Origin of the sequence: Gordonia sp. NPDC058843, from assembly GCF_042743165.1 — a bacterium.
Classification (GTDB): Bacteria; Actinomycetota; Actinomycetes; order Mycobacteriales; family Mycobacteriaceae; genus Gordonia.
The window spans coordinates 59797-61856 of the sequence record NZ_JBHYNC010000030.1 but is presented as its reverse complement, the minus strand read 5'-3'; the positions used below and the strand labels follow the sequence as shown (position 1 = coordinate 61856).

The window sequence follows — 2060 nt, the reverse complement described above, 5'->3', positions numbered from 1 at the left end:
CTCCGGGGCGCAAGCGCCCCGTCGGGGGTACGGGCGCGCAAGCGCGCCCGAAGGGGCGCCGCAAGCGGCGCCGTGGTGGCGTGCGTTTCGCTGTCCCGCTTCCCATCGACCTACGGTCGACTGGCGGGAGTGTGCTTGTGGTGCACTGTGTTTCATGTCGACCAGTCTAGCACGTTCGGACCGAGCAACGGTCATCGACAGGGGGCGTGTCGGCCTGCGGCCGACCCTGCACCCACACCCACCGACCGCCCTGCGGGCGCTCTCTGACTCCATATGAAACATATTACCGCACAACAGAATTAAAACCCATTGCCACACAACCAATTCCCTACGGAAATCTACGCTCAACGCGACCGACACTCGCACATGCAACCAAAAGGCCGGCGGATCACCCGCCGCGACAGCGGATCGACGGTTTGCTATCGTGACCCCGCGCGGTGCGAGTCCTTCCGGGAAATCTCCCCAGACCCCTCGGTATTGACTGCACTCGCGCGCCCCCGGGGAGAGAGGGAGACCCCCGACGTCTGCACCCTCTCTCCCCTTCCCCCTCATGTTCGGGCAAGCGAGACATCTTCCGCGACGTCGGACCCGAGTTGAGCGAGGCTGAACGACATCCGCAATGGGACCAGTGGCGCGTCCACTACAAGACGGCCTACGTGGGGCCGCCGCTGTCGCTGGGCGGCGGCGGCCCCACCCGCACATTCGGCGCAGGGAGCCCCTTACTAAAGAGGTCCCGAACTCAGCGCGGAAGTCAGATACCTGACGTAGCCCTAGGTCCGGTCCCAATCACTGACCGATGTCGAGGTCAGCGAGAAACTGCCCTCACGTAGCCGCTCACGCACGGCCTCGTCGTCGATGCGCTGATCCAAGCAATAGCTCTCCTGCTCGTTGCGCGGGACATCCGACAGCAACACTGACACCTGAACCGTCACATCGACGGTGACCTCGAGGTCGTCGACGCGGCCCTGCCAGCCGAATTGATCGCAGAACTGCTCGAACTGGCTGCACAGATCGTTGTCATCGGCCCACTCGCACGCTGCCTCGTTGCGTGCCCGGTCCTCCCTCGCCAGGCACGACGCCTCGTCCCGGGCGGTGTCCCGATCCAGCTCGGCGCGCCGCAACTCAGCACGCAACCGTTCGACCTCGGCCTCGACCCGGCGCACATCCTCAGCGGGCACCCACGCCCCCGCATCGGTGATCGGGTTCGGCAGATTCAACACACCCTCACCGATCGACGGCCACACCTGCTCGGCAGCGTGCCCATTGAGTCCGTGGCTGACTTCCATTGTCGTCATGCGACTTTCCTTTCCATCTCCCCGGCAAGACCGTGTGTCTCAACCGGGTTGGTCTGTTCGATCGGTAGTACGGGGTGCCAGTGCCCGCACGGGGGCAGTACGGCGTCGTCCTGGTAGGCCTCGGCGGGACCGTCGAAACAGCAGTGCCCCGCGTGCGGAACCGTGCCCACCCGCCAGCACACACACGCAGCAGGCGCAGCGGCAACGCCACGTGTGGCGGGCGCAGCAGGGGCGGGCATCACTGCACCCCCACCGGGGTCTCGACACCGCCGAAACCGGCGATCGCCGCCGCGACGTCGGGAGCCTCGACCTCATCGGCGAACCATGCCGCCAACCGTGCGGCCTGCTCAGCAGACAGCGACACGGTCTCCCCGTCGTCGGTCGACGAGGCGAACACCACCGGCCCCCAGATCACCGGCTGACCGCCCAGCAGATCGTTGAGCAGCGACGCCCAGGCGTTGACCGGCTGGGTGCAGGCGGCCTCATCACCGACCCACATATCGATCCCGGCGGGCAGGCGCACCACATCGACGTACCCGCCGACTCCGGCTTGCAACATGCTCAGGGTGTCGCCACCCTCGGCGATCACCGCAGACACCGCGCCCTCAGTATCGATCCGCACACCCGACACATCAGCAGTAGCCATGACGGCCCCTCTCGGTTGAAGTCCGGCAAGACCGTGTGTCTCAACCGGAACTAACCCACACACTAACCACACCCACCGACAACTTTCTAGATGTCGCACAACGCAATACACCGGGCAGT

General features: G+C 65.7%; 2 protein-coding genes. Both read right to left on the bottom strand.

Annotated features, from left to right (window positions below):
• Positions 1-770: 770 nt before the first annotated feature.
• Entirely contained in the window at positions 771-1295 is a 525-nt protein-coding gene (locus ACFW3F_RS18365; protein ID WP_388059864.1) for a hypothetical protein, read from the bottom strand.
• Between the two features lie 238 nt (positions 1296-1533).
• Positions 1534-1941 carry a DUF3846 domain-containing protein gene (locus ACFW3F_RS18360; RefSeq protein WP_388059862.1) on the bottom strand — a complete coding sequence of 136 codons (408 nt, stop codon included), beginning with the start codon at positions 1939-1941 and terminating at the stop codon, positions 1534-1536.
• Positions 1942-2060 lie beyond the last annotated feature (119 nt).

Bases quoted from the DNA above. Each gene is read 5' to 3' on its own strand.
- ACFW3F_RS18365 (WP_388059864.1), bottom strand. From the start codon at position 1,295: ATGACGACAATGGAAGTCAGCCACGGACTCAATGGGCACGCTGCCGAG.
- ACFW3F_RS18360 (WP_388059862.1), bottom strand. From the start codon at position 1,941: ATGGCTACTGCTGATGTGTCGGGTGTGCGGATCGATACTGAGGGCGCG.